Raw genomic sequence first — 19986 nt, 5'->3', positions numbered from 1 at the left:
GCGGCAATCAATGCCTCCAATCCTCTTGAGTAACCGCGAGCTTGCCCATGCAACGGTGACGTAATGGCGCCGCCTCGATCGGCGCCACACAACCTTTCCCTAACCCTTAGCACCACGGGTCCGCCTGCAGGGAGCGTCAACTCACTTTCCAGTCCGAGACGTCAGTGGTGCGATTGCTGAGGTCATCATGAACGCTCCCCCCCTTTACCGTCAGTTAGCCAAGCACTACCTCGACGCAATCCGCAGCGGTACCTTGAAAACCGGTGAACGCTTTCCCTCCATTCGCCTGATGATGGAGAAACACGCCGTCAGCTTGTCGACTGCGGTGCAGGTTTGCCGGCAACTCGAGGACTACGGTGTTCTGGAAGCTCGCCCACGCTCCGGAAACTTCATTCGCCAGCCCGACATGCTACCCAAACCAACTCCGACCGCACCTCCCCCGCCCCTTGATACAGGCGTTTACGTCGGCATTCACGAACAGGTGTCATCGGTGCTCAAGGCCAGCCAGCGCGCCTCGATCAAAGTCAATTTCGCCAGTGCCTACAGCGCGCCCGAACTCTATCCGTTGAAAATTCTGCAGACCCATATGCTCAAGGCGTTGCGCCAGGATCAACATTTGCTAGGAGCGCCCGGCTCTGCCTGCGGCAATACTGCTTTGCGCAATATCCTTGCCCGACGAGCGCTGACCACCAAGGCCAACCTGACAGCGGACAGGATCGTTATCACCAACGGCGCCACCGAAGCGATCAACCTGGCCTTGCGGGCCGTGACCCAGCCGGGCGATACCGTGGCAGTGGAGTCGCCGACCTTTTACGGGCTGCTGCAAATTCTCGAAAGCCTGAACCTGCAAGTGCTGGAAGTCCCCGCCACGGCTCACGCCGGAATCAATCTGTTCGCCCTCGAACAACTGTTGCAGGGCCCCGAGCGGATACAGGCGCTGATCGTCATTCCCAACCTGCACAACCCGCTGGGCAGCATCATGCCCGATGCCAACAAGGCGCGGCTGGTGCAACTGTGCGCCGAGCACGACACGGTGCTGATCGAAGACGACACCTATGGCGACCTGGTCGATACCGAGCAGCCGCTGTCCACGCTCAAACACTGGGATCACACCGATAACCTGATCTATTGCGCATCGCTGAACAAAACCCTCGCCCCCGGCATTCGTCTGGGCTGGATCAGCGCAGGGAAATGGCACGATCGGGTAGAAATGCTCAAACACACCCAGTCCCGGGGATGCGAGGCGTTGTCACAATTGGCGGTCAGCGCGTTCATGAAGACGCCGTCCTATGAACGTTACCTGCGAAGATTGAGGAAAACTCTGACTCAACAACGGCAACAGATGAGCGCCGCAATCACTCGTTATTTCCCTGAAGGCACCTGCGTGACCAACCCGCAGGGCGGCACGTTGTTGTGGGTGGAACTGCCTAGCCAGCATTCATCCATGGCGTTTTTCCATGAGGCATTAAAGGCCGGTATCCAGATATCCCCCGGCGATATCTTTTCGAATGCCAAGCGCTTCAACCATTTCGTACGCATCGGCTGCGGCGCACCCTATTCACCGCGCATAGATGAAGCAGTCGCGACATTAGGTCGACTGCTCAAAAGACAGGGCTAAACACACCTTTTGTAGCAGCTGCCGAGCCCGCGAGCCTGCGTTCGGCAGCTGCTACACCATTGAACGTAGCCTTCAGAGGGGGTTTTCGTGGAGGCAGATGATGTGCGGATCGTCATGCCAATGAGGGAAACGCTGGGCGATCTGCGGGTCGTGGCCGGGAATCACGTGGTCCTCACCGTCGGCCAGGCTGTCGATCAGGCTGAACGCCTCAAGGGTCTGTGCCAGGTCATCGAGAATCGGGAATGGACTGCGCTGGCGTATGTTGGCCCACAAGTGCGCGGCATCCGAGGCCAGAACGATCCAGCCGCGCTGGGTCGCGACCCGCACCACCTGACTGCCGGGGGTATGGCCGCCCACAGGGTGCAAGGTCACGCCGGGGATCACCTCGACGCTACCGTTATGCAAGCGCAACCGACCTTCGAACAACGGTGGCAGCGCCGACATCACGTCCTCGACCTCGTAGGTTTTGTTCAGCGTGCGATGGGCCATTTTCGGCCCGGTGCAAAAGCGCAGCTCCGCCTCCTGCAAATGCACCGTGGCCATCGGAAACAACCCAAGATTGCCCGCGTGATCCCAATGCAAATGGGTAAGGATCAGGTTGTCGATCTCCCCCGGATCGATGTCCAGTTGGCGCAATGAGTCTTCCGGCAGGCGATACATCTGGCGGTTGCGCCGATCCGCCGTGGCCGGTTGAAAACAGGTGTCGACCACCACCACATGCTGATCATTGCGAATGACCCAGAAATAGTAGTCCAGCGGCATGGACGCCGCAGGATCACCGCAACAGGCGTCGTAAAGAAAATTCTCCCGGGCGGTGCGTTGGGCGTTGGCGCCGACACGAATGGCGAATACTTCGTACACAGGAACGGACATGGGCATCTCCTGAATCAGGCCGGCTGTGCGACAGCGGTGGTTTTGAGTGTCGGACAGAAGTCAAAATCGATGTCATCGATAATGCCCAGATCCTGTGCCAGCCGATGCAGCCCGCTGTAGTCGCGCATGATCGTCGCGTTTTTACTGCTTTCCCGAGTATCGGCAATAATCAGCGCGGCATTCTCGACCCCCAGCTGCGTCAGAATCGCCTCCCACATCGAGTAGTCCTGAGCGACAAAAGCACTCAGTGCGATCGACAAAGTGCGAGTGAAAAATTCCCGCTGAGTCGCCAGCATATTCCCGTACATGACCTTGGCCACCTCGGCGAGGACTTTGCTGTGGGCATACTCGTCGCGGTTATGCAGTTCGGCCACTCGGCGGTTTTGCGGTTGAATGCTCTGGTCATCAGCGAGCAGGTCCAGATAAGCGTTGACGCTGATCTCCGCGATCACCGCGAAGGTGATCGCCGCCAGATCCCGCTGCCAGGGTTCTGCCAGTTTTTCACGCAGGGCCGCCAGCCGCAAATAAGTCACCGATGGAGGCAAATCCAGTTCCTGCTTGAGGCCACGCTGCGCCTTGGTCCGCTCGATGGCCCGCAGATGCAAGAGCGTGTGGTAGTGCTCGTCGATCAGCATCTGCTGCATGGCTTCACGGTAATGCCAGTTGTCCTTGCCCAGGTATTGATTGGCGATGACGCTCAACGCCGGGTTCACTACGTGTTCTTCAGCGGTGACCGTGCGCAGGTTGTAGCCGATCCAGCCCCAGGTCAGCACCGCGCTCTTGAGTTCATCGCTCAGCGCCTGGAATTTGGGGTGATGGAAAAACGGCACCATGCTTTGCGGATAATCCGCACGCGCCGGATCAAACACTTCGCTGATCCCGGCCTTGTCCGGTGCACAGACCGTGGCTCGTTTGGCCCACGCCTGATTCAGGCGTATCACCAGTTGATGATCGACCTTGGCAATCTCGATTGCTGTTTGCATGACTCGCTACCTGTAGGATGCGTACCCGCTGAGGGGTACACCAATGGATAAAGGACGACGGATAGATCAGGCCAGCCAGTAGCGGGTCAGGTTACGCGCCGGATCACTGTATCGACTGCGGGCATGGATCATTCGCCAGTTGTCCCAGATCAGCATGCAGCCATCGGGGATCAGCACCGGCGTGTTGTGCCGCACAAAATAGTCCTCGCCCAGTGCCGCAAATCTGGCCAGCGGCGATGAACTGTTTTCGACCTGCGACTGACGCAAATCGTCCTTCGATGGATTCACATCGCCATAGTGGAACTGGTTGTAGCTGAAGCGGAAAATGTCGCCGTCCTCCGTAGGTGTCAGGATGTACTCCTCGACCCTGCGCTGCGCAGCCTCGCCAGGTTTGGCGGTGGCGACGAACTCTACCGGGGTGTCGTTGATCCATTGCCGCAACTGCGGGTCGGCACTCTCCAGGTAGGAGAGAAACTCGAGCCCGTCCACCAACCCCGTATGCCCGCCACCACACGTGGCCTGTCGATGGCAATGTAACGCCAGATAACGCGGCGGCGGCCCATAGACTGGCGCTTCGGTGTGTGGGCCGATGCCGTTCATGCTCTGGGAGTACGGCAGGTCTTCGTACCCCGGCTTTCGGGTGATGGCGAAAGCGGTCTGCCCATTGAATTGCGGTATGACCGGGCCGAACGCGTGCAGCGTGCCTTCGACATCGTCGGCGAACTCGTCCGGCGTCAGCACCGTCCAGCCATGCACCGACAATTCTTCATGGCGGTGGGCCAATGAAACGTAAGGTCGAGACGTAACAATCCCTTGATCTGACATGGTGAAATTCCTGGCTGTTTATCCGGCGTTTACGGTTGAGGTGTAAGCTGCAATGAATTCGCTGCACGCGGGGCCCGGTCGATAGAGCTGTTCATCGATGCTGCGCACGGGTGTGATTTCGGCGGCGGTGCCAGTCAGAAAACACTCATCGAAGTCGCCGAGCTCAGCAGGAACAATGGTTCTTTCGAGCACTTGGTAATCCAGCGTCTTGGCCAGTTCGATGACAGTCTGGCGGGTGATGCCGTTGAGGAAACAATTCGGCACCGGGGTGTGCAACGTCCGACCTTTGACGAAGAACACGTTGGCACTGGTGGCTTCCGCGACGTTGCCGCGCCAGTCGAGCATCAAGGCATCGTGGTAACCGTTGTTTTCAGCGTCATGCTTGCTGAGCGTGGCAATCATGTAATGCCCGGAAGCCTTGGCTTCGAAGGGGCTGCTGGCCGGCGGCGGACGGCGCCAGGTGGCGGTTTTCAATCGGATCCCGGCCATATGCGCCGCCGGATCGAAATAGCTCGGCCATTGCCAGCAGGCGATTGCCACATGGACGGTGTTGTAGCGAGCCGAGGTGGAAATCATTTCACTGCCGCGCCAGGCCACTGGACGCAGGTAGCCGTCGACGACGTTGTTGCGCTGCAACAGCTCATGGCTGGCCTGTTCCAGTTCGGCGAGTTCATAGGGAATGACGAAGTCCATCAACTTCGCCGATCTATACAGGCGTTCGCTGTGTTCGCGCAGTTTGAAAATCTTGCCGTTATAGACGCGCTCGCCTTCATACACGGTGCTTGCGTAATGCAGGCCATGGGTCAGCACATGCAGCCGCGCCTGTGACCACTCAACGAACTCGCCGTCGAGCCAGATAAAACCTTCACGCTGATCAAACGGGATACCGCTCATGCCATTACCTCCGCAAATTTGATGAAAGTTCCTACGCGGTCGCGAGGACGACCGGTATCAACCTGAGGGCCGTCACGGGCTCCGCCTGAAAGAAGAACGAGCGCTCGCCGAACGCCGGCAGCAACTCGTCGAACCAGGTCGCCTGGGGATCGAAGCGCGCGTAGAAGGTGCGCAACACCCATTGCGGATCACGAGCCTGGAGGAACTGCAGCACAAAGACTTTTTCCCCGGCGACGGTTTCGATGCCGTTGATCAACACCTTTCCATAGAAGGTGCTCATGGACGGCCCGCGAACCGTGCGCGCCAGCCCGGACACCGTGCGATAGGCCGCCTGGAAGATCTCGAATGCCCGAGCCAGCGGCATCGCGAAGTAGTGGCTGGGGCCGGTATCGCGCTCGATGAACATGTAATAGGGAATGGCCCCGAGCCGGACGCCTTCGGTCCAGAGCGCGGCCCAATCGGCAGGGCTTTCGTTGATGTGCCGAATCAGCGGCGCCTGTATGCGCAGGGTCGCCCCGGTGGCGCGAATGCGTTCGATGGCACGACGAGCGATGTCCTGTTTGATCTCCACCGGGTGGTTGTAGTGGCCCATGATCGACAGGTTTTTCCCCGTCGCAACGATCCGCTGAAACAGCTCCAGCAGCGCGGGCGCATCCTTGTCGGTGACAAACCGTTGCGGCCAGTACGCCACCGATTTGGTGCCGATGCGGATGCTTTTCAGGTGGGGCAGTTCCAGTAACGGCTCGATGTAAGCGGCCAGGGAACGGGTGTTCATGATCATCGGATCGCCGCCGGTGATCAGCACATCGGTGACCTCGGTGTGCACCCGCAGGTAACTCAACAGCTCCTGGGACTCACGAGCATTGAACTTGAGTTCTTCCTCGCCGATGAACTGCGCCCAGCGGAAACAGAAGGTGCAATAGGCGTGACAGGTCTGACCCGCCCCTGGGAAAAACAGCACGGTCTCCCGGTACTTGTGCTGTATGCCCGACAGGATTTTTCCGTCGAGGGTGACGCCGTTGTGCGTCAGCTGCCCCGCCGGATGAGGGTTCATGCGCAGCCAGATGGCCTCGATCCGCCGCTTGATGGCGGCGGCATCATCCTGCTCGATCAGCTGCTTGAGGGACTCGTATTCGTCCGCCAGCAGCATGTCCTTGTGGGGAAAGGTCATCCGGAAAATCGGATCGTCCGGTATGTTGTCCCAGTCGATCAACGTCCCCAGTACATAGTCGTTGGTGCGAAACGGCATGACCTTGGCAACCACGGTCATGGCTTCCTGCAACGCTGGCGTCAGTTTCTGCCAGTACGGCGTCTCACGTATGGTGCGTGAGTTATAGGGTTTGTATCTTTCCTGCTCCGACATTCCCTGCATGGCAGCGCTCCTGCTGATTTCTTGTCGTTTTTTATTGAATGGCTGGCGCTGCGCGCGCTATATCCATCCATGCTCGGACACTGTCGCGATCCCATTGCCGACGGACATAGGCAACAAGACGCACGGGGACCTCATCACCATTGGCGACCAGGCGGTTGAGCATGATTGCCAGGTCGGTATCGGCAATGCTCCATTCGCCGAACAAATGATCGGCGCCCTCTTCCAGCAACTGATCGGCCACAAAAAACAATCGATCTACGGCAGCCAGGGCATCACCGGACAGTGGATTGTCTTTCCTGCCGAAATAAATAAGGTCTGCCGGGCGCTCTTTGCGAATGACCAGCAGATCGCTGCGCAACCAGGCCTGTAATTGACGAGCCCGCGCTCGGCTCTTGATATCCAGGGGCAATAACTTTTTATGACCCGCGGAGATTTCATCCAGGTATTCGGCAATGGCCGAAGATTCCGACAAGGCAAAATCGTCGTGAACTAACGTGGGGATTTTGCAGGTCAGCGAGAGATCACGATACGTCGCTTTATAGTTCTCTCGACTTTTCAAATCCAGTGCAATCAACTCGAATGAAAGTTGTTTTTCCTTGAGCGCAACAAAGACCGACATGGCGAACGCACTGACACAGTCCGCACCAACATAAAGTTTCAGCTTCCGGTTTTCCATAGAACACTCCATCTCATTAACCGCGCGAACTCGCGCCACTGAAAGCCGTGTTGTTTTTTAGTTAACGCGCAACGGAAGTGATCGTAGTTAGTTCACCGTTAGTTGAATAGATACAGAATTCTGCTGTTTCTATCGATACAGAAAGTCAGCATTTGCAAACGGTTCTATGCGCGCAATCGCACCGAAAACCGGGCGAGCGCGTGGAGAGGAAGGCGAGTTCGGGAGGGGGTCGATAAAAAAAGGGAATAAACAGACGTTTACTCCCTGGGTAAAACGAGGATGGATCAGGGTTGGGCGGTGATCAGCCCGTGACTGTCGGCAAAGTTCGAGAGCAGTGCCATTTGCGGCATGTTGCTCATGTTCAGCATCGCCAGCTGCTCGTCGCTACTGGTGTTGACGAAGCCGTGTTTAGTCCAGGCTGGCACCAGCAGCACGTCGCCGCTACTGACGCTCGCTTCATCGGCATCACCCAGCGTCAACGTGCCGTTTCCGGACTGAATGACAAACAGATGCCACCAGGAATGGGAATGCCCATTAAGCACCGCACCGGGGGCCAACCATTGCATGGCAACCGCCATACCGGGCGTCACTTCACAACCGTCAATGCTCTTGTCGTGGGCCAGCGTAACGATATCGACTTCGCTGTCATCAGGGGTTCGGCGCATGTCCGCCAGTTCAGTTCCTTTCCACACCCGTGGACTTACCGGGCGGTGGTGCAAACTCTGGCGAAAATCCTTATATGAAAAAAACGCACCTTGAACGTTATCCATTGCGAATCTCTTCTCATTCTGCACACTTGAGCGGCCGAACCTTATGGCAACGGTTCAGCACTGTAAAGCCGTACCGTTTGCTCTTATAACGCCGATGGGAGCAGGACAGCGATCATCTCCAGTTCTATCGCCGCGTTTTTCGGCAATTGATAAACCCCGACGGTTGTTCGGGTATGTTTACCGGCATCTCCCAGCACATGACTGAATACATCCGATGCGCCATTCGCCACCTCACTCAAATCAACAAAATCCGCCGTAGACTTCACATAGACGGTTATACGAAGCAGCGACTTTATTTTATCCAGCGAACCGATCGCATCAACGATCAACGCCAGTCCGCGCATCGCACTGATACGGGCTGCCGCTTGCGCATCCGTGAGGCTGAGCTCCAGGCCCACTCGGCCGGGATACTGAACCTTGCCATTCATTAGCGGCACCAGACCACTGACATACAGTTCATCGTGATGCCGAATCAGCGGCGCGTAATGCCCACCGGCGGTGTTCTCGCCATAAATGTCATGGCCGAGTTCTTTTGCCAGGGCGATGAAGCGTTCGTCACGAGTCATTCGCTCAATCATTTGCTCAATCCTCTGTATAACCAGTAGCTCGAAAAACGCCGATCACGGTGGATCACCCCATGACGCTCAAAGCAGGCTCGATGGCCGATGCAACGCCGGTGACCTTGATTCGTGACTCGATCGCCTCTGCCAGACGCAGCAGGTTGTCGCTGAGTTGCGCGTAGTCCTCGCTGAACAACACGATGTGGCCGATAAACGAGGTGTTGTCCTGCACCAGCGCCGTGACCGAATCACCGACCTGCTTGGCATACACCGCCTCCACCAGTTCGATGTTCATTTCAAGGGCCAGTGATTCAACGTCCGGCGCTGTACGCAGAGTGCCGCCGAACGGCGCCCTGAGCAGGCGAATGCCGCAATAACCACGAGCGACCGGATCATGGTGTTCGGTCTTGCCCTCCACGGCCCATCTGACCCAGCGCTCCCACGGGTCGAAATCGACGAACGCCCGCCGGGCCAGATCCCAGATGTGCATGCCGCCGGGGCGCATGTTGGTTTCCACCGCCGAAGTCAGGCCGTCGGCGCGCATGAAAATCTCGTTGTGATAGGCGCCGTTATCCAGCGAGACCAGCCCGGACATGTGCCGACCGGCCGCCGCCAGTCGAGCCTGGACGTCCGCCGCCAACGGGGCGGGCACGACTTGCTGGATTTCTGCGCGGTAGGCGCCTTCGGTGGTGGTCTTTTCGGTGACCCAGGTACTGCCGGCTACGTAATCCCAGCTGTATTCCAGAGCGCTCTGGATCAACTCTTCAAGGACAATCCCGCCTTCGCTATAAGGTTTGAGCGCCTGCCAGGCTTCCTCGCACTCGGACACCTGATGGATGACCCGACAACCTCTGCTGGCGCCTTCGCAAGCGGGTTTGATAAAGGCTTTGCCGCCCAGTTCGACAACCCGCTGGCGCAGTTCGGCAAGGCTCTCGATGCGCGCGCAAAACACCGGGCGGTAATCTTCCGGCGAGGCGCTGGCAACGGCTTCCAGCTGGCGAAAAATCTGCTTATCCAACCCCGCCCGCGCCTCGCCAAGAGTAATGCCGGGCAGCCTGAAATGCGTGGCCAGCGCTGCGCCGAGCAACACTCCTCGGTCGGAAAAGGGCAGCACGCCGATCAGGTTCCAGCCATCAGCACTGAGGAAGTCAGCCACCAGATCGACGGAGTCTGCAACGTCTGCCATTGCCAGCGAGGTGGTGCAGACGTGATCCGCCACATGACGGTCCTCGGGCTGAATCTGCTCGACCAGAAGGATGATTCGGGCGTCGTAGAGCGTCTTGCAGAGGTCGCGCAGCTTCTGGATATCGTGAACCCGATTGCCGTTGTACCCGACCACTACTACGCATGAAGTCTTACTCATGAAACCCCCGACCAGTGAAGTGAAAAACGGACCGCGATGAATCAGTCGTGCAGGGACGCATTGGACTTACGGTTGAGGTAGTACCAGGCCAGAATCCCGCCGGCGCCGATCAAGGCCAGTACCACTGCGTTGTAGGGCTGCGGCGCGACCCGCATGATCAGCACCGTCAGCCCGGCACCGACGCCGAGGGACACTTCCTTGACGAACATGTTGTTCTGCTTGACCGAGAAGTAATCGAGGTAGCTGAACGCGCACTCGGCGATGGACAGCAGCGCCACCCAGATCAGCGCACCGGCGAGGGTTTCCACGTGGAAGGCAGCGGGCGACGACAGTACCGCAAAGCCGCCGACGATGATCCCGATCACGGTGACCACTTTGAAGCGTCCGGTGCGCTCGATCAGATTCATCACCGGCACCTGGGCGAACACCACCACGGCGCTGTTGAGGATCAGCATCAGGCCATACCAGGCCGGCAATTCACCGGTCTTGAGCAGGATCGCTTGCGGCAGGATCGAGAACACACCAAACAGCTTGATGCCCATGATGATGCCGGCGATCACCCACGGCAGCTTGTTGCGCCAGCCGCTGCCGTCCTGGATGGCGGCACGAGGGGCGACCGGTGGAACGGTGAACGTTGCGCCCATGGCGATGGGCAGGCACATCAGCACAAAACCTGCGGCGCCGAGAAAAAACAGGGTCGGGGTCAACAAGGGTGACAGCAGGATCAAACCCGCCACCAGGCTGCCCATGTTCATCGCGACTCGGTTGTAGGCCGCGCCTTCTTTGGTCTGAGCCGCTTCACTCTTGATCAAGTAACCGGCGATGGCGATGCCGTAGGCAAACAACGCCGCAGCGAACATCACCAGGCCCTGGTTACTGGTCACCGCGAGCAACACCAGCCCGAGGGTTGCGCACAGCAAGGTGACGCTCAGGGATCGGCGTCCCAGCACCAACAATGTCAACGGCAGCAGCAGCAATAAGGCCCGATAACCCAGAGCCAGGATGCTGTTGGTGGCGGTATCGAGCCAGACGTTGGCCTTGCCCAGCACCGCAAACAGCGACACAGCGGTGATGATTCGAATAATGAACAGGCGAACGTTAATCGCAGGTTTTGCTACCGCGGCCGTTGTTTCAACACTCATGCAACACCTCATGAACCCGGTGATTGACCGATCGGCAATCAGGAAAGTCTGTAAGGCGATGGTAGAGAGAGACGCTTGTCCTGATCAGAGCAAGTTCGTATAGAATCCAACGAACTTTACTGCCGGAGTGACCAGTAAAATGCAGGTTCAGCGCGCAGTTATCGCCGCCATCGAGTTCCAGCCTGGAGCGCCGCTGGTACAGCAAATCGTCGATCAGTTGTCTGTGGCAATCAGCCTGGGCAGCCTGCCCCACGGTGCCAAGTTGCCGCCGATTCGCGAACTCTCGGAACTGATGAACGTGGGCAAATCCACGGTGGTCGACGCCTTCGACCGATTGCGGGCCAAGGGGCTGGTGGTTTCACGACAGGGCTCGGGACATTACGTTCACCGCAGCAGCGCCCAGGAGCCCATCGCTGCCGCCCCCGACCTGCAACCTCAGGACACCCTCAGCGTGGTTCGCCGTGCGCTACTGCTGGACAACGGCGCGCTGCGCCCCGGTTGCGGATTTCTGCCCTCCTCTTGGCTGCCCGGCGAAGAACTGCTCAAAGCCGTGCGCGGCACCCTTCGCGCGACGACGCTGCGCATGGGCGAATACAGCATGGCCGGCGGTTACCTGCCGCTGCGCGAGGCGTTGCGGGTAAAGCTGTCGACCTTCGGCATCGACGTGCCGGTGGGGCAAATCATCACCACTGCCAACACCATGCAGGCCATCGACCTACTGATGCGCCTGTTGATCAAACCCGGTGACACGGTGCTGCTCGATGATCCGTGTTATTTCAACCTGCACGCCAACCTGGCGTTGCACGGCGCCAAGGTCATCACCATTGCGCGGGACTGCGAAGGCATGGACCTGGATGCTTTCGAACAATTGCTGATCGCTCATCGTCCTGTGCTCTACCTGACCAACAGCACCCTGCACAATCCCACCGGTCATTCATTTTCCCCGGCCCAGGTCTATCGCTTGCTGGAGCTGAGTCACCGCTACGGCTTCCATATTCTGGAAGACGACCTGTATTGCGACATCCAGCAAAAACGCACCCCGCGCCTGGCCGCGAGCGGTCTGGACAATGTCAGTTACGTCTCCGGCTTCTCCAAGACCCTGACCGCCAACAGCCGGGTCAGCTATACGGTGCTGTCACCACAACTCGCGGCGCGGATGGTGGCGCTGAAAATGAGCTGCGGGGGCGTGACCTCGGAACTGGCGGAGCAGATCACCTGCACCATGCTCAGCGACGGACGCTATACCAAACATGCTCGGCGCACGGTAGATCGGCTGTATGAGTCCAGCAGTCGCGTGGCGAGCTGGCTGGTGGCGGCAGGCTGCTCGGTGTCTTCTCTTCCGGGTGAAGGTCTGTTCATTTGGACTCGCCTGCCCGAAGGATTGCACGCCGAAACCCTGGCCAGAAAAGGCCTGGAAAATGATCTGGTACTGGCCCCTGGTACCTTGCTCAGCAAAGCAACGGATGCCAGCCATTTCCTGCGCTTCAACGTCGCCCACAGCGATAACACACAGGTTCGCGACAGGTTTTTCCGGTTGCTCGATAGCTAAGCCCCTGCGCAACAGCGATCCCCAAGGTACGCGGCGGCTGCGACATGGATCTCGCCTCGCCAATACGACCCTATAATCGGCATAGGGGGCGGCATTCATAGGCCGCTCCCCTGCCACACCACCCGGCATGCGGGTCCGCAGTTCGCGGTAGATCATCGATATTAAGATCACGACAAACCGGTGAAACGCTCAGGCGCTGATCCTTGATCATCTTCACGACTTGCAGCTTGAAGCTGTCGTCGAATGTTCTGCGTTTGTCGGTCATGAAAAACTCCTCGATAGATGCATTTTCCACCTATCGAGGTGTCCGGGGGAATTAGACCACTACAAAACTGTCCGAGCGGACAGCTACAGTCGCCGGTCGAAAGGCCCGCCAAGCGCATCCAACAAAAACCGACGAGCCTGTGTAGCTGCCGCCCCGGCAGAAATCAACCAGCCCACCGATAAAGAAAACTCCACCTATGCGTTTAGTAAATTTCACTACATGCGCGCACAATTTTTAATCTGTCTTTAGAAAAACCAAAGCTATAGCATCTGGCTATCAAACAACTCCATGGAAAGGCACCACTTATGTTATGGACAACTAAGCTTTCAGACGACTCGACAAGCTTTATCTTAAGTTCGGATGCCGAAGCGCTGACCCACTACTGTCGCGCCAATGCCTTTGCTCAACCTCGCACGTTCTATACAACTAGCCCGTATCAGCGACCTTCCAGGCCGCAGGACGTCAATGAATCAATCATCAGCACCGGCCTGACCAGCGATCAGCTTGCAAACAGCCAACATCTATTGGCACAGCGAGTCCTTCGTGGCCCATACCGATAAGGTATTGGATGACGTTGCCCAGTCCGAATCCAAACTCTATGAGGTGCTGACCACCAGCCGTCAGCCAGAACGTGCGGCCAGGTTTTTCATGGCTCAATGCGCAGGCGACTTTCTCAGTGAAGCCTCGGCCATGGCCCGCAATGTGCTGGGCAACGCCGGTGTTTACACCAGCGAACTGTTCAAGATCCTGATTGACGAGTACGGCTACGGCATCGACAAAAAAAAGCACAGCAGCATTTTTGAAGGCATGCTCAAGGACCTGGGCATGTCGCATCACGTGCACCACTATTGGCAGTTCTATACCCCCAGCTCGCTATCGCTCACCAACTATTTCCACTACGTTTCGGCGAACCATGGCGAGCTGTTCCGGTATATCGGCGCCATGTACTACACCGAAGCCACGCTGGCCCTGACGACCAAGCATCAGTCCCGCGCCATCAAGACCATCTTCAACGGCACGGTGTCCACCGAATACTTCGATGAACATTCACACATCGATGTCCATCACGGAAGAATGGCCCTCCAGCGCCTGATCATTCCCATGATCGAGCAATTCGGTAACAAGATAATCCCCGACCTAATCCGCGGTTTTGAAGAGTTCAAGCTGCTTCAGGAGATCGCCGACGAAGAACTCTATGCCCATATCAAATGGCATGACGAGATGGACGAACATCGTGCTCAGGCCGCGGCCCTCCAGGGCCGCAAGCCGGTGGACCTGACCATTACCGAATCCGAACATGAACTGTCGGTATTACACACCCACCCGAATGATGAGTTGTTCTGGGTCGAGTCGGGCGAGCTGGATTTTATCGCCAGCCCCGATTTGACCATTCGCCTCAAGGCCGGAGAAGGCGTCGCGATTCCCAAAGGGATGATTCATGGCACGTACGTCACCAGCAAGTCCTGCACTTACACCGTCACGGCCATTTGAGTAAGCCAGCCCAATGAAAGCCATCAGCCTGAGCATCAGCCACACCAACTATGTAGCCGTGGAAGAGAAAACCTACTTTCTCAAGCGCCACGCTTATTCAACCCAACTATTGCCAACGGCTTGCCCCCATCGAGGTGGCCCGTTGCACATGGGCGAAGTGAGCAGTGACGGACAGAGTGTGATCTGCCCGTGGCACGACAACGCTTACAAGGTGTGCAACCTGGAAAAGAAGTCCCTGCCCACCGTCCGTGTCAGAAACCGGATCAGTACCGTCGTGGGTGACACCGACCGGTGTGTGCCTTTACTTAAACTCTCTCGCTACGATTGATGGATCTCATGACTAATAAATCAACACTTGCGGCGTTCTACTCGATCGTAACCCTCTTTACCGGCCTGGACATGGCGATCGTCATTGCCATGGTCTGGTTTGGCCTGGAGACCACCGGTTCGACGTTCCTGGTCGGTGCGACCTTGTGCGTGGCGACGGTGGTGCCTTATTTGTGCGAACAGTACATCGGCAAGTTTTTCACCATTGAACTGAGCATGAAACGGCTGCTGTACATTCGCCTGACAGCATTCGCCGCGGTCCTGGGCCTTTCGTTTACCGACGCCGCCCTGCTGCCGATCGGCTTCCTGGCCATTGCCTTTGTGGTGGGTGTCACTGACTACTTCACCGTCAGTACCCTGGAATCAAAAAACACCAAGCTGGTGCTCGCCGGCCTGACCAACAGCGACACCTCGTCGCGACTGATGCAAACCTCCATCCAGCTCGGCGCTTTCGGCGGCGCCCTGCTGGGCGGGGTGATTGTGGATAGGTTCTCGGTCAACCAAACCCTACAAATCATCAGCCTGGGCGCGATCCTCTCCCTGGTGGCCATGCTCTTTATCGCCGCGACACCCACTGCCGACATGCACGAACAAGCGGCAGACATCAACACCGCACAGCCACTGCACCTGCCGCGCAACCTGTACATCCTGATCATCGTACTGAGCATGATCGGTTTCCATATCGGCGCGTTCAACAGCCTGGTGCCGATCGTTTTTCAAAAGCTCAATGAGTGGAACGCGACCCTGTTTGGCATCGCCAGCGGCCTCGCCGGCCTGGGGGCATTCAGCGCGGCGGTGTTGCCACGTATCAAGCTCAATAGCTACAGCGTCGTCTTGCTGGTAATCCTGGCCGACGTGGCGATCGTCTATTTCCAGAACCTCTACATGATGATGGCGGCCGCCTTTCTGCTGGGCTTCTGTATCAACAGCCTGCGGATCCAGCTGCGTAAAACCCTGATTGAGTCCGCGCCTAACGCTCGGATAGCCGACGTCATCGCCACCAAAAGCTCGCTCTACTACCTGCTGGTCAGTGGCTCGGCGCCGATGATTCTGACGTTCTTTACCACAGCAGGATTCCTCGGGCTCGAAGGGGCACGCCTGTTGATGATCGTCTCCGCCGCCCTGTTGGCAGTTGCCGTACTGGCCTGGAATCTCACACCCGCTGTCACGGCCACCGCCACCGCTGAATAAGGAGTACAAGACTTGAAAACCGTACTGATTGTTGACCCGTTCTCCACGGGCAAACTTTACGCCCCTTTGCTCAAGGCCCAGGGCGTGCGTTGCATTGCCGTGATCTCCACGCCCGATTTGCCCGAGCACTTCAGTAATGACCTGGTCAGGGAAAACTTCCAGGAGGTTCACTACTGGGAGGAAAGCCTGCTGACCACCCTGGCGAATCTGCAACCAAGCGCGGTGATCGCCGGGTGTGAAACGGCGATTTACCTCACCGATTACCTGACGGAAATTCTCGATATCCCGGGCAATAGCCGAATCACCAGCGACCTTCGTCGCCACAAGTTTTCCATGCAACAGGCCCTGAAAAAACACCAGCTGGCAAACATTGCCTCACAGCTGTTGAGTTCGCCGAGCCGCATTGCGCAAGTGGTGGCCTCGCTGGATCCCACCGCCACCTACGTGGTCAAGCCGCTGAATTCGGCAGCCACCGAGGGCGTGGTGTTTGCCCAAGGCAAGAATGAAGTAGAAGCCGCGCTGAACAACGCGGCCTGGCAGCAAAAGAATGACCTGGGAGAAATCAACCTCGGCTTTATCGTGCAGCCGTTCGTATCGGGCCCGGAGTACGTCGTCGATATGGTCGCGTTTGCGGGAACGTACATTATTGCCTCGGTGTGCAAATACACCAAGATTCAGAAAAACGGCAGCATGTTTGTCTACGAAAGCCTGGACACCCTCGATCCCCAGGCACCGGACCTGCAACCCCTGATCGACTATGCCCGCCAAGCGGCAGCGGCCTTGAGCATCAAGGTCGGCCCGATTCACATGGAAATCATCTGGTCCGATGCCGGTCCGGTGATGATTGAAGCCGGTGGACGGTTGCACGGCGGCATCGCGCCGCAGCTGTTTCAACAGGTGTACCAGCCCGACTTGCTGTCGCTGGCCATTGATTGCTATCTGGAACGCCCACGCCCCCAGGCTGATGCTGTCAGCCAAACCAGCCATGGCCGGATCGGCTTCTTCTGCTCCGACCAAAGCCGCACCTTCCGCGCGCCGGCGCCGCAGGTATTGCAGAGCGCGGTTGAGGATGTTGCCTATTGCGGTCACCGGTACTTCATCAGCCCAGGCGACACCACCCCGATCACCATCGACTTCGCCACCTGCCCGGGCCTGTTCTGGTTGCAGCATCCCTCGACCCTGCAACTGGACATCAGTACCGACCATCTACGCAAAAAATTATGGTGTTGAATTTATGAAAAGTCGCTTGATCATAAGAAAGTCCGCCAGTGACCTGGGCATCAAGAATGCCTGCGCCGCCGTGATCGAAGACATTACGGTGTCTGATGATCAGAGTTTCGTGGACGTCCTGCAAAACAACTTGAATCACGTGGCCTCCCACCTGAACGAGCTGGACTCGAACATCATTTACGACGGCTTTGCCAAGCAGCTTAAAAAGCTCGGTTATGAAAACACCGTCAGTGCCAACGAAAAACTGCTCCGGCGCTTCATCGCCAAAGGCGTCCATCCCATCAACAATATCGTGGATGCCTACAACGCCGTAGCGATTCGGCATGGGGTCAGCATCGGCGTGCACACCTATCATCAGCAGGATGATATTTACGTCATGCGCTCGGAGAAACCCAGGGCTTTCCGCCCGCTCTTCGCCAAGAAGGACGTCACGATTCCCGTCGGGGATATCGTCTATACCTGCGGTGACGTGCCTTTGGCGAGCATCGGCAAAGTAGACGCCGATGCCCATGATTTCAGGCTGACGAAAGAGTCGTCAAACCTGCTGGTGGTGGTATTGGGACATGACGACACGCCGTTCGAGTTCAATCAGGCGGTGATTGAAGAACTGGTCGACACCCTTCGCCAGAGAATGCCAGCCTTGAGTCATTACTTTCTCGAAACCGTACATGATCTGGAATGCGGCTAACCTCAGGGAACATGTAGCCGCCGCCGCGGACCTCGGCGGCGGCTGCATTTCTAGCGCCAGGCCTTCAGTACGGGGTTTACCACCACTTCACTCACATGTTCGATCTTCAGCAGGTTTTCCTTGAAAACCATCAGTTCTTCAAAATTCCTGTATTTAATGTCGAGCATCATGTCTACATCGCCAAACAGCGAATAGGCGTGAACCACCTCGCGATACTGATAGATCTTCGGAAACACCAGATGGCAACTACTGCCATTGAGCTTCAACATCAAAAACGCTGATTGCTGTGCTTCATCATCCTCAGCAACACTGATGGTAAAGCCCAGAATAATGCCCTTATCGATCAGCTTTTGAACGCGCGACTCCACAGCGGTTCTAGACTTGTGAACTTGTCGCGCCAGCTGCGCCAGGCTGACCCTGGAGTCATCCTTCAACGCAGCAATTATCAGTTCATCCACCTTGTCCACTCTGCCGCCCCCACATTTATCTTTTCTATAGCAGACATTCATTACCGATCACACATACCATTGGCCGCACTGGCTAGCACGGCCCCAAAGGTCAGACTGGTGGCTTTACCATGGACTTGAAGGTAACCAACCGCTCAACGTCGCAGATTTTACCCCGTGGGGAACACCGAGGTGAGCTTAAATCCGTTCGTTTGACTGCTGCTGACGTGGTGAAGTGACCGCAGGCACTTGGGCCGGCCGTTTTCGGTGTTCCATCACCGCAGCAGCTTCCGACGGAATTGTTCGACGGCCTGCCTGCTACAAAAGCCTGTTGAAACCTTGGCCAGAAAGCAGCGCCCCAATTCTTCAGCTTACCCACATAGCCCTGTTTTTCAGGAAACCGGGAAATACTCCTCGCCTCCCAGTCGGACTCATGGAAAGACGGTACGCTGTTGGACTTAATCCCCTCCAACTCAGGGCTGAACCAATAGTTGGCTTCAAGCAGTCCCCATTTTTCCGCACGAAAGAACCTCACCACCATGAAGTCCTGCGGATAAGTCACGCCTTTCGCCGTCATACCCCCGGCCAGTAGCGGAAGCGGAGCTGCCGGGTTGCGCTGCGGTCGATAATCCACCTGCTCCGCAAGGGCATGCGGTGCATTTAGATTCGTCGCCCCTATGGCTGGTGGGAAAAACACCACCACCACCGAGAGAAACGTCGCAGCCATCAAACAGGTACGCCACCAGGGCGCACGCGCCCATAGCGACTTGAACACGGTTTTGCCATCGCTCAAAACTGGATTCATAGTTCGGGCTTCGCGATAACGTGACCATCAACCGAGAGCAATACCACCTTCGTGTGGCCCTGTTCTCGAGCATCGATCAGCGTGTCGGCCATTGACTCTTCAACCGCTCGTACCAGATCACGTGACGATGCACCGCTTCCCAGCCGTTGCTGACGACGCATCATGTCGACGAGGATATCCGAGTCGATACCACCAACCGCGACATCCAGCCCATAGCCCTGGATCATGGCTTCGATTTCAAGCGCCGTGACACGGGCGACATCCCGTCCGTAGTGAGCGACATCAGCGCTGTTGGGGTGATGCTGTATCCAGAATTGCGCGACAACTACAAGCGCCATCACAACAAACGCAACCGGGCCTAATCGGATCGCCAACGAGCTCAGCCAGCGCATCAGTTGACCTTGACGTTCAAGGTGAGTGTCTGGCCGACGCTCATGATCGGCACGCCACCTGACCCCAAACCGACGGTGATGCCACCACCGTCGCCATCCTGGACACCAGTGAGGGTTATTTTTCCATCGGCGGGAACGGGTATCGCAAAGGTGATGCCCTGCCTGGTCAACACGATCGTCCTCAAATAACCAGCGCTCTGGATACGCACGGCATCGCCGTCCTCCACATCGGAGTCCCATAAGGTGACCCAGGCAAAACGGATGGCCGGCTGAGTGGCAGGAGATGGCATAGCACTGCTGCTGGCCACTGTGCCGCGCGGCGCCTGCTGCATATCGGCTGACGGCGTAGCCGCGGGCAGGTGCAGGGTAAGTTCCTTCGCCAGCGCTGCAGTTGCCGCCGGGCTGAGATGCATACTCTCCAGTGCCGCGGACACATCAGCGGCGGGAACAATAGCCAGCGGCAATACGCCTAGCGCGTTGAAGGCCGCAAGGCGAGCCTGTTGCTCGACACTGCTGAGCGAGTCTC

The 19986-nt window shown here is 57.5% G+C and carries 22 protein-coding genes; 7 read left to right on the top strand and 15 right to left on the bottom strand.

The window, feature by feature from the left end; all coding sequences use genetic code 11:
• Window positions 1–187: 187 nt before the first annotated feature.
• Window positions 188–1618, top strand: coding sequence for an aminotransferase-like domain-containing protein (locus AC07VG_RS23305; RefSeq protein WP_495004281.1), 1431 nt, complete (start codon window positions 188–190; stop codon window positions 1616–1618).
• Window positions 1619–1690: 72 nt separating this feature from the next.
• On the opposite strand, the gene AC07VG_RS23300 is transcribed toward AC07VG_RS23305, so the two are convergent.
• The 10 genes from AC07VG_RS23300 to AC07VG_RS23255 form a co-directional block, all read right to left on the bottom strand.
• Entirely contained in the window at window positions 1691–2491 is an 801-nt protein-coding gene (locus AC07VG_RS23300; RefSeq protein WP_495004280.1) for an N-acyl homoserine lactonase family protein, read from the bottom strand.
• A 14-nt stretch (window positions 2492–2505) separates the two neighbouring features.
• Window positions 2506–3474, bottom strand: a complete 969-nt coding sequence (locus AC07VG_RS23295) for a diiron oxygenase (RefSeq protein WP_495004279.1) — start codon at window positions 3472–3474, stop codon at window positions 2506–2508.
• A 66-nt stretch (window positions 3475–3540) separates the two neighbouring features.
• Window positions 3541–4299: a TauD/TfdA family dioxygenase gene (locus tag AC07VG_RS23290; RefSeq protein WP_495004278.1), complete on the bottom strand. Its 759-nt coding sequence runs from the start codon at window positions 4297–4299 to the stop codon at window positions 3541–3543.
• An 18-nt stretch (window positions 4300–4317) separates the two neighbouring features.
• The gene (locus AC07VG_RS23285; protein ID WP_495004277.1) at window positions 4318–5193 is read right to left on the bottom strand and encodes a branched-chain amino acid aminotransferase; all 876 of its coding nucleotides are present in this window, start codon (window positions 5191–5193) and stop codon (window positions 4318–4320) included.
• 31 nt (window positions 5194–5224) lie between these two features.
• The gene (locus AC07VG_RS23280) at window positions 5225–6565 is read right to left on the bottom strand and encodes a KamA family radical SAM protein (RefSeq protein WP_495021955.1); all 1341 of its coding nucleotides are present in this window, start codon (window positions 6563–6565) and stop codon (window positions 5225–5227) included.
• 31 nt (window positions 6566–6596) lie between these two features.
• Entirely contained in the window at window positions 6597–7241 is a 645-nt protein-coding gene (yfcF, locus tag AC07VG_RS23275) for a glutathione transferase (protein ID WP_495021954.1), read from the bottom strand.
• A gap of 284 nt (window positions 7242–7525) precedes the next feature.
• A complete protein-coding gene (locus tag AC07VG_RS23270) occupies window positions 7526–8011 on the bottom strand; it encodes a cupin domain-containing protein (RefSeq protein ID WP_495004274.1) in 486 nt (161 codons plus the stop codon).
• 83 nt (window positions 8012–8094) lie between these two features.
• Complete coding sequence (locus tag AC07VG_RS23265) at window positions 8095–8589, bottom strand: RidA family protein (protein WP_495004273.1); 495 nt, start codon at window positions 8587–8589, stop codon at window positions 8095–8097.
• Window positions 8590–8641: 52 nt separating this feature from the next.
• Window positions 8642–9934, bottom strand: coding sequence for an ATP-grasp domain-containing protein (locus tag AC07VG_RS23260; protein ID WP_495021953.1), 1293 nt, complete (start codon window positions 9932–9934; stop codon window positions 8642–8644).
• A 41-nt stretch (window positions 9935–9975) separates the two neighbouring features.
• Complete coding sequence (locus AC07VG_RS23255; RefSeq protein ID WP_495021952.1) at window positions 9976–11076, bottom strand: MFS transporter; 1101 nt, start codon at window positions 11074–11076, stop codon at window positions 9976–9978.
• A gap of 139 nt (window positions 11077–11215) precedes the next feature.
• Here AC07VG_RS23255 and AC07VG_RS23250 point away from each other — a divergent pair, with 139 nt between their 5' ends.
• Entirely contained in the window at window positions 11216–12625 is a 1410-nt protein-coding gene (locus AC07VG_RS23250) for an aminotransferase-like domain-containing protein (RefSeq protein ID WP_495004270.1), read from the top strand.
• Window positions 12626–12695: 70 nt separating this feature from the next.
• On the opposite strand, the gene AC07VG_RS23245 is transcribed toward AC07VG_RS23250, so the two are convergent.
• The gene (locus AC07VG_RS23245) at window positions 12696–12890 is read right to left on the bottom strand and encodes a transposase (protein ID WP_495004269.1); all 195 of its coding nucleotides are present in this window, start codon (window positions 12888–12890) and stop codon (window positions 12696–12698) included.
• Between the two features lie 543 nt (window positions 12891–13433).
• Here AC07VG_RS23245 and AC07VG_RS23240 point away from each other — a divergent pair.
• The 5 genes from AC07VG_RS23240 to AC07VG_RS23220 are packed head-to-tail and all read left to right on the top strand — an operon-like array spanning window position 13434 to window position 17817.
• Entirely contained in the window at window positions 13434–14381 is a 948-nt protein-coding gene (locus AC07VG_RS23240) for an iron-containing redox enzyme family protein (RefSeq protein WP_495021951.1), read from the top strand.
• Window positions 14382–14394: 13 nt separating this feature from the next.
• Window positions 14395–14709, top strand: coding sequence for a Rieske 2Fe-2S domain-containing protein (locus tag AC07VG_RS23235; RefSeq protein WP_495021950.1), 315 nt, complete (start codon window positions 14395–14397; stop codon window positions 14707–14709).
• 8 nt (window positions 14710–14717) lie between these two features.
• Window positions 14718–15899, top strand: a complete 1182-nt coding sequence (locus AC07VG_RS23230) for an MFS transporter (RefSeq protein WP_495004266.1) — start codon at window positions 14718–14720, stop codon at window positions 15897–15899.
• A gap of 12 nt (window positions 15900–15911) precedes the next feature.
• On the top strand, window positions 15912–17129 hold the full coding sequence (locus AC07VG_RS23225; protein ID WP_495004265.1) for an ATP-grasp domain-containing protein: 1218 nt from the start codon (window positions 15912–15914) through the stop codon (window positions 17127–17129).
• Between the two features lie 4 nt (window positions 17130–17133).
• Window positions 17134–17817, top strand: coding sequence for a phenylalanine--tRNA ligase beta subunit-related protein (locus tag AC07VG_RS23220; RefSeq protein ID WP_495021949.1), 684 nt, complete (start codon window positions 17134–17136; stop codon window positions 17815–17817).
• A gap of 50 nt (window positions 17818–17867) precedes the next feature.
• On the opposite strand, the gene AC07VG_RS23215 is transcribed toward AC07VG_RS23220, so the two are convergent.
• The 4 genes from AC07VG_RS23215 to AC07VG_RS23200 all read right to left on the bottom strand — a co-directional run bounded on the left by AC07VG_RS23215 (window position 17868) and on the right by AC07VG_RS23200 (window position 19873).
• Window positions 17868–18275 carry an Lrp/AsnC family transcriptional regulator gene (locus AC07VG_RS23215; RefSeq protein WP_495004263.1) on the bottom strand — a complete coding sequence of 136 codons (408 nt, stop codon included), beginning with the start codon at window positions 18273–18275 and terminating at the stop codon, window positions 17868–17870.
• A 100-nt stretch (window positions 18276–18375) separates the two neighbouring features.
• Window positions 18376–19068, bottom strand: a complete 693-nt coding sequence (locus AC07VG_RS23210) for a hypothetical protein (RefSeq protein ID WP_495021948.1) — start codon at window positions 19066–19068, stop codon at window positions 18376–18378.
• Window positions 19065–19460 (bottom strand): hypothetical protein, encoded by a 396-nt coding sequence (locus tag AC07VG_RS23205; RefSeq protein ID WP_495021947.1) that lies wholly within the window; start codon window positions 19458–19460, stop codon window positions 19065–19067. Before AC07VG_RS23205 ends, AC07VG_RS23210 begins: the two co-directional genes overlap by 4 nt.
• Window positions 19460–19873, bottom strand: coding sequence for a hypothetical protein (locus AC07VG_RS23200; RefSeq protein WP_495004260.1), 414 nt, complete (start codon window positions 19871–19873; stop codon window positions 19460–19462). The genes AC07VG_RS23205 and AC07VG_RS23200 overlap by 1 nt, the downstream gene beginning before the upstream one ends.
• Between the last annotated feature and the right edge of the window lie 113 nt (window positions 19874–19986).

This window comes from Pseudomonas sp. GW821-FHT03C07, from assembly GCF_059420925.1.
This window is presented reverse-complemented; position numbering and strand designations above follow the sequence as displayed.

Excerpts from the sequence above, each read along its gene's own strand:
- AC07VG_RS23260 (WP_495021953.1), bottom strand. The coding sequence starts at position 9,934 with ATGAGTAAGACTTCATGCGTAGTAGTGGTCGGGTACAACGGCAATCGG.
- AC07VG_RS23250 (WP_495004270.1), top strand. The coding sequence starts at position 11,216 with ATGCAGGTTCAGCGCGCAGTTATCGCCGCCATCGAGTTCCAGCCTGGA.
- AC07VG_RS23210 (WP_495021948.1), bottom strand. The coding sequence starts at position 19,068 with ATGAATCCAGTTTTGAGCGATGGCAAAACCGTGTTCAAGTCGCTATGG.
- yfcF (WP_495021954.1), bottom strand. The coding sequence starts at position 7,241 with ATGGAAAACCGGAAGCTGAAACTTTATGTTGGTGCGGACTGTGTCAGT.
- AC07VG_RS23200 (WP_495004260.1), bottom strand. The coding sequence starts at position 19,873 with ATGCATCTCAGCCCGGCGGCAACTGCAGCGCTGGCGAAGGAACTTACC.
- AC07VG_RS23255 (WP_495021952.1), bottom strand. The coding sequence starts at position 11,076 with ATGAGTGTTGAAACAACGGCCGCGGTAGCAAAACCTGCGATTAACGTT.
- AC07VG_RS23285 (WP_495004277.1), bottom strand. The coding sequence starts at position 5,193 with ATGAGCGGTATCCCGTTTGATCAGCGTGAAGGTTTTATCTGGCTCGAC.
- AC07VG_RS23245 (WP_495004269.1), bottom strand. The coding sequence starts at position 12,890 with ATGACCGACAAACGCAGAACATTCGACGACAGCTTCAAGCTGCAAGTC.
- AC07VG_RS23290 (WP_495004278.1), bottom strand. The coding sequence starts at position 4,299 with ATGTCAGATCAAGGGATTGTTACGTCTCGACCTTACGTTTCATTGGCC.
- AC07VG_RS23230 (WP_495004266.1), top strand. The coding sequence starts at position 14,718 with ATGACTAATAAATCAACACTTGCGGCGTTCTACTCGATCGTAACCCTC.
- AC07VG_RS23280 (WP_495021955.1), bottom strand. The coding sequence starts at position 6,565 with ATGCAGGGAATGTCGGAGCAGGAAAGATACAAACCCTATAACTCACGC.
- AC07VG_RS23305 (WP_495004281.1), top strand. The coding sequence starts at position 188 with ATGAACGCTCCCCCCCTTTACCGTCAGTTAGCCAAGCACTACCTCGAC.
- AC07VG_RS23205 (WP_495021947.1), bottom strand. The coding sequence starts at position 19,460 with ATGCGCTGGCTGAGCTCGTTGGCGATCCGATTAGGCCCGGTTGCGTTT.
- AC07VG_RS23265 (WP_495004273.1), bottom strand. The coding sequence starts at position 8,589 with ATGATTGAGCGAATGACTCGTGACGAACGCTTCATCGCCCTGGCAAAA.
- AC07VG_RS23300 (WP_495004280.1), bottom strand. The coding sequence starts at position 2,491 with ATGTCCGTTCCTGTGTACGAAGTATTCGCCATTCGTGTCGGCGCCAAC.
- AC07VG_RS23295 (WP_495004279.1), bottom strand. The coding sequence starts at position 3,474 with ATGCAAACAGCAATCGAGATTGCCAAGGTCGATCATCAACTGGTGATA.
- AC07VG_RS23235 (WP_495021950.1), top strand. The coding sequence starts at position 14,395 with ATGAAAGCCATCAGCCTGAGCATCAGCCACACCAACTATGTAGCCGTG.
- AC07VG_RS23220 (WP_495021949.1), top strand. The coding sequence starts at position 17,134 with ATGAAAAGTCGCTTGATCATAAGAAAGTCCGCCAGTGACCTGGGCATC.
- AC07VG_RS23270 (WP_495004274.1), bottom strand. The coding sequence starts at position 8,011 with ATGGATAACGTTCAAGGTGCGTTTTTTTCATATAAGGATTTTCGCCAG.